The 5,673-nt window shown below is 45.0% G+C and carries 2 tRNA genes and 3 rRNA genes; all 5 read left to right on the plus strand.

The window, feature by feature from the left end:
- Nucleotides 1-259: 259 nt before the first annotated feature.
- The 5 genes from DK442_RS24225 to rrf all read left to right on the plus strand — a co-directional run bounded on the left by DK442_RS24225 (nucleotide 260) and on the right by rrf (nucleotide 5,655).
- A 16S ribosomal RNA gene (locus DK442_RS24225) occupies nucleotides 260-1,781 on the plus strand.
- A gap of 201 nt (nucleotides 1,782-1,982) precedes the next feature.
- Nucleotides 1,983-2,056 (plus strand) — tRNA-Ile (locus tag DK442_RS24230).
- Nucleotides 2,057-2,234: 178 nt separating this feature from the next.
- Nucleotides 2,235-2,308, plus strand: a tRNA-Ala gene (locus tag DK442_RS24235).
- A gap of 232 nt (nucleotides 2,309-2,540) precedes the next feature.
- A 23S ribosomal RNA gene (locus tag DK442_RS24240) occupies nucleotides 2,541-5,362 on the plus strand.
- Between the two features lie 185 nt (nucleotides 5,363-5,547).
- Nucleotides 5,548-5,655 (plus strand): 5S ribosomal RNA (rrf, locus tag DK442_RS24245).
- The 16S, 23S and 5S rRNA genes sit together here with 2 tRNA genes alongside, the layout of an rRNA operon.
- Nucleotides 5,656-5,673: the final 18 nt, after the last annotated feature.

The following is a 5,673-nucleotide window of genomic DNA, read 5'->3' on the forward strand; positions in this document are numbered from 1 at the left end:
AGAGCGAAGTTCATAAGTTTAGAGATAGTACAGGAGTAGGGTGTTTTTTACGACATTTATAAGGTTCGATTCCTTATGTATCCACAGGAATTACTAGCGATGAAGATTGCTTTAGTGATTACAAAAAGTTCATAGACATATTGATTGACAGCGCGTATTAAGACTAGAGATAGTTTTATACAAAGAATAAAGACTAGAAACATCATTGAGATACGAATTATAATTCCGTTGTATTGTTTTGAATAATATTTAAAGACAAACGATGAAGAGTTTGATCCTGGCTCAGGATGAACGCTAGCGGCAGGCTTAACACATGCAAGTCGAGGGGTAACATAAGTGCTTGCACTTGATGACGACCGGCGCACGGGTGCGTAACGCGTATAGAACCTACCTTATAGTAAGGGATAGCCCAGAGAAATTTGGATTAATACCTTATAGTATCCTAAGTGAGCATTCACTAAGGATTAAAGATTTATTGCTATAAGATGGCTATGCGTTCTATTAGCTAGTTGGTATGGTAACGGCATACCAAGGCTACGATAGATAGGGGTCCTGAGAGGGAGATCCCCCACACTGGTACTGAGACACGGACCAGACTCCTACGGGAGGCAGCAGTGAGGAATATTGGACAATGGAGGCAACTCTGATCCAGCCATGCCGCGTGTAGGAAGACTGCCCTATGGGTTGTAAACTACTTTTATAGAGGAAGAAACCGCGATATGTATATCGCTCTGACGGTACTCTACGAATAAGGATCGGCTAACTCCGTGCCAGCAGCCGCGGTAATACGGAGGATCCAAGCGTTATCCGGAATCATTGGGTTTAAAGGGTCCGTAGGCGGGTTTGTAAGTCAGTGGTGAAAGTTTTCGGCTCAACCGGAAAATTGCCATTGATACTGCAAGTCTTGAATCATTATGAAGTGGTTAGAATGTGTAGTGTAGCGGTGAAATGCATAGATATTACACAGAATACCGATTGCGAAGGCAGATCACTAATAATGTATTGACGCTAAGGGACGAAAGCGTGGGTAGCGAACAGGATTAGATACCCTGGTAGTCCACGCCGTAAACGATGGTTACTAGCTGTTCGGACTTCGGTCTGAGTGGCTAAGCGAAAGTGATAAGTAACCCACCTGGGGAGTACGTTCGCAAGAATGAAACTCAAAGGAATTGACGGGGGCCCGCACAAGCGGTGGAGCATGTGGTTTAATTCGATGATACGCGAGGAACCTTACCAGGGCTTAAATGTAGATTGACAGGTTTAGAGATAGACTTTTCTTCGGACAATTTACAAGGTGCTGCATGGTTGTCGTCAGCTCGTGCCGTGAGGTGTCAGGTTAAGTCCTATAACGAGCGCAACCCCTGTTGTTAGTTGCCATCGAGTAATGTCGGGAACTCTAGCAAGACTGCCGGTGCAAACCGCGAGGAAGGTGGGGATGACGTCAAATCATCACGGCCCTTACGTCCTGGGCCACACACGTGCTACAATGGTAGGTACAGAGAGCAGCCACTGGGTGACCAGGAGCGAATCTATAAAGCCTATCACAGTTCGGATCGGAGTCTGCAACTCGACTCCGTGAAGCTGGAATCGCTAGTAATCGGATATCAGCCATGATCCGGTGAATACGTTCCCGGGCCTTGTACACACCGCCCGTCAAGCCATGGAAGCTGGGAGTACCTGAAGTCCGTCACCGTAAGGAGCGGCCTAGGGTAAAACTGGTAACTGGGGCTAAGTCGTAACAAGGTAGCCGTACCGGAAGGTGCGGCTGGAACACCTCCTTTCTAGAGATTTCCTTAATTATTTAAGGAGACACAAGATAGTGCGATGGAATTGTATCGCAATTGTGTTTTTAGTCTTTTTGCTGTTAATTAATAAATTTAGTATTGAGTATTAGGTACTTAGTGCTAAGTTTTAAGTATTAAAGTATTATTATTTGAATAGTGATCTTTGTACTTACTACTTTGTACTCATTACTATATGAAAGTCTCATAGCTCAGCTGGTTAGAGCGCTACACTGATAATGTAGAGGTCGGCAGTTCGAGTCTGCCTGAGACTACAAGATTTAAAATGTAAAAGTTTAAATTTACAATGTAAAATTCGTTTTTATTTTAGAATTTTTCGGTTTTACATTTATAAGTTCATTGATTATATATTGAAAAGGAAATTTTAGAAGTTGAGAATTCATTACTTCATCATTCGGGATTCTGGATTCGTAATTCTGAATTTCAAATAATGGGGGATTAGCTCAGCTGGCTAGAGCGCCTGCCTTGCACGCAGGAGGTCATCGGTTCGACTCCGATATTCTCCACGATTCTTTAGATATAAGGATTTAATAGTTTATAAAGCACAGGATTCATTAGATGAAATAGTCTTTATATTCATTGATTTTATATTTATGATAGGAAAAACGTTCATTGACATATTGATTTAAAAATACGAGCATTAATTGTTTTACAATTAATGAAAAATAAAAGATGTTGATACTGATTTAGTTACTTTATTGGTATCGACAAAACTAAAAGAGCAAGTTAAAGCAAGACGCATAAGCTAATTAAGGGCGTATGGGGAATGCCTAGGCTCTCAGAGGCGAAGAAGGACGTGATAAGCTGCGAAAAGCTGCGGGGACTGGCACATACAGACTGATCCGCAGATATCCGAATGGGGCAACCCACTATATTGAAGATATAGTATCCTTTCGAGGAGGCGAACCCGGAGAACTGAAACATCTAAGTACCCGGAGGAGAAGAAAACAAAAGTGATTCCGTTAGTAGTGGCGAGCGAACGCGGATTAGCCCAAACCAGTATTGTTACGGCAGTGCTGGGGTTGTAGGACTACGATATGAGTTGTGTAATGAATTAGAATCCTTTGGAAAGAGGAGCCATAGACAGTGATAGCCTGGTATAAGTAAAGATCATTAATTCTAGTAGTATCCTGAGTAGTGCGGGACACGTGTAATCCTGTATGAATCTGGCGGGACCATCCGTTAAGGCTAAATACTCCTGAGAGACCGATAGTGAACCAGTACCGTGAGGGAAAGGTGAAAAGAACCCTGAATAAGGGAGTGAAATAGATCCTGAAACCATACGCTTACAAGCGGTCGGAGCGCATTTATGTGTGACGGCGTGCCTTTTGCATAATGAGCCTACGAGTTACTTTTACTAGCAAGGTTAAGCACTTCAGGTGCGGATCCGTAGCGAAAGCGAGTCTGAATAGGGCGACTATAGTTAGTAGTAGTAGACGCGAAACCGTGTGATCTACCCTTGGGCAGGTTGAAGCTTTGTTAACCCAAAGTGGAGGACCGAACCCGTTGACGTTGAAAAGTCTTGGGATGACCTGAGGGTAGGGGTGAAAGGCCAATCAAACTCGGAAATAGCTCGTACTCCCCGAAATGCATTTAGGTGCAGCGTTGGTATAGTTTTATAGAGGTAGAGCTACTGATTGGATGCGGGGGCTTCACCGCCTACCAATTCCTGACAAACTCCGAATGCTATAAAATGTTTACCAGCAGTGAGGGCATGGGTGCTAAGGTCCATGTCCGAGAGGGAAAGAACCCAGACCATCAGCTAAGGTCCCAAAATATATGCTAAGTTGAAAAAACGCGGTTGAACTGCTTAGACAGCTAGGATGTTGGCTTGGAAGCAGCCATTCATTTAAAGAGTGCGTAACAGCTCACTAGTCGAGCGGTTCGGCATGGATAATAATCGGGCATAAGCATATTACCGAAGCTATGGGATAGAAATATCGGTAGGGGAGCATTGTAGTGACGTTGAAGGTGATTCGCGAGGATTGCTGGAGTAGCTACAAAAGAAAATGTAGGCATAAGTAACGATAATGCGGGCGAGAAACCCGCACACCGAAAGACTAAGGTTTCCTCAGCTATGCTAATCAGCTGAGGGTTAGTCGGGACCTAACGCGAACCCGAAAGGGGTAGTGGATGGACAACGGGTTAATATTCCCGTACCTGCTCACACTAAAAGTGACGGAGGCGAAAAGTTAGTGCGTACTGACGGAAATGTACGTTGAAGGGAACAGTAATGTCCCGATAGTACACTAAGGCTACGGCCGAGGTGATAATCTAGCAAATCGACTTCCAAGAAAACCAAGTGAAGCAGCCCGTACCGTAAACCGACACAGGTAGTTGGGATGAGAATTCTAAGGTGCTCGAGAGATTCATGGCTAAGGAACTAGGCAAAATCGACCCGTAACTTCGGGAGAAGGGTCGCCCATCTTCGGATGGGCCGCAGTGAAAAGGTCCAGGCGACTGTTTATCAAAAACACAGGGCTATGCTAAATAGAAATATGATGTATATGGCCTGACACCTGCCCGGTGCCGGAAGGTTAAGAGGAGATGTTATCTTCGGAGAAGCATTGAATTGAAGCCCCGGTAAACGGCGGCCGTAACTATAACGGTCCTAAGGTAGCGAAATTCCTTGTCGGGTAAGTTCCGACCTGCACGAATGGTGCAACGATCTGGACACTGTCTCAGCCATGAGCTCGGTGAAATTGTAGTATCGGTGAAGATGCCGGTTACCCGCTGTGGGACGAAAAGACCCCGTGAACCTTTACTATAGCTTAGTATTGACTTTGGATAAGTAATGTGTAGGATAGGTGGGAGACTTTGATCATGCGTCGCCAGGCGTGTGTGAGTCATTGTTGAAATACCACCCTTTGCTTATTCGAAGCCTAACATCGCGAGATGGACAGTGCTTGGTGGGTAGTTTGACTGGGGTGGTCGCCTCCAAAAGAGTAACGGAGGCTTCTAAAGGTTTGCTCAGTACGGTTGGTAATCGTGCGTAGAGTGCAATGGCATAAGCAAGCTTGACTGAGAGAGATACAGCTCGATCAGGTACGAAAGTAGAGCATAGTGATCCGGTGGTTCCGCATGGAAGGGCCATCGCTCAAAGGATAAAAGGTACTCCGGGGATAACAGGCTGATCTCCCCCAAGAGCTCACATCGACGGGGGGGTTTGGCACCTCGATGTCGGCTCGTCACATCCTGGGGCTGGAGAAGGTCCCAAGGGTTGGGCTGTTCGCCCATTAAAGTGGCACGCGAGCTGGGTTCAGAACGTCGTGAGACAGTTCGGTCTCTATCTACAGTGGGCGTTAGAAATTTGAGTGGATCTGACTTTAGTACGAGAGGACCGAGTTGGACGAACCGCTGGTGTATCTGTTGTTCCGCCAGGAGCATTGCAGAGTAGCTACGTTCGGAAGGGATAAGCGCTGAAAGCATATAAGCGCGAAACCCACCACAAGATGAGATTTCTTTAAAGGGTCGTGGGAGACTACCACGTTGATAGGCTATAGGTGTAAAGGCAGTAATGTCATAGCCGAGTAGTACTAATAACCCATAGGCTTATGCGCACACTCCGATAGGCAACTATCGGAGTGGAGAATTGCTTTGATAGCTTTGTTTAGTGTTCTTTTTATATCGTATATTAAATCAATATGTTAACTTATTATGTTAGTATTAAGTTTGTAGAATGAAGTATTAAGAGAACTCTTGGTACTGTTTACTTAACTACTATGACTCTTTACTAATAACAGCTTAAGGTGGTTATAGCAATGGGGCTCACCTCTTACCATTCCGAACAGAGAAGTTAAGCCCATTAGCGCCAATGGTACTACAATCGTGGGAGAGTAGGTCGCCGCCTTCCTTGAAAACCCTTCAATAT

Source organism: Aquimarina sp. AU119, from assembly GCF_900312735.1.
Lineage (GTDB): Bacteria > Bacteroidota > Bacteroidia > Flavobacteriales > Flavobacteriaceae > Aquimarina > Aquimarina algiphila.